Source organism: Streptosporangium sp. G11, from assembly GCF_051192615.1.
In the GTDB taxonomy this organism is placed as follows: Bacteria; Actinomycetota; Actinomycetes; order Streptosporangiales; family Streptosporangiaceae; genus Streptosporangium.
The window spans coordinates 1-735 of record NZ_JBPJUQ010000341.1 but is presented as its reverse complement, the minus strand read 5'-3'; the positions used below and the strand labels follow the sequence as shown (position 1 = coordinate 735).

The window sequence follows — 735 nt, the reverse complement described above, 5'->3', positions numbered from 1 at the left end:
GGAACCGGCCGCCCGGTGTGGCTTGACAGGAGCGTGCACCGGCTCGATTCAGGCGTGCCCGCCGGAGCGGCCCGGACCTCGAAGTTGCTGGTAGGTGACTGTTCAGGAGGAACGGTTGATCGTCATCGGCGTCGATGCCCACAAACGCACCCACACCCTGGTCGCCGTCGACCAGGTCGGCCGCAAACTCGCCGAACGCACCGTTCGCGCGACCCCCGACGGCAATGCCGACGCTGCGACCTGGGCCGCCCAGTGGCCCGAGGTCACCTTCGCAATCGAGGACTGCCGGCACGTGACCCGCCAGCTGGAGGCCGATCTGTTGCCCGTCGGCCACCGGGTCGTGCGCGTCACCACCCAGCTGATGTCCGGCCAGCGCCGCTCAGGCCGGGAACGCGGCAAGTCCGATCCCATTGACGCGCTGGCGGTCGCCCGGGTCGCGTTGCGTGAGCCGGACCTGCCGGTAGCTCACCTGGACGGTCCATCTCGGGAGGTGAAGCCGCTGGCCGACTACCGCGATGACCTGGTCGTCCAGCGGACCCGAATCTGCAGCCGGCTGCGCCGGCACCTACACGAACTCGACCCCGAACTGGAGATCCCCTCCCGCGGAATTCGCCGCCGCCGCGTCCAAGACGAGCTGTCTCAACATCTGGCCGACATGCCAGGGGTCGTCGCGCAGATCGCCCGCGAACTGCGCGAGCGCTGCAGGCAGTTAACGGTGCGCATCAACCAGCTGGA

The 735-nt window shown here is 69.0% G+C and carries 1 protein-coding gene; it reads left to right on the top strand.

What is annotated here, in order from left to right; genetic code table 11:
- Positions 1-115 precede the first annotated feature (115 nt).
- Positions 116-735, top strand: a 620-nt coding sequence (locus ACSDR0_RS50925) for an IS110 family transposase (protein ID WP_435296190.1), incomplete at its 3' end; no start/stop codon positions are given.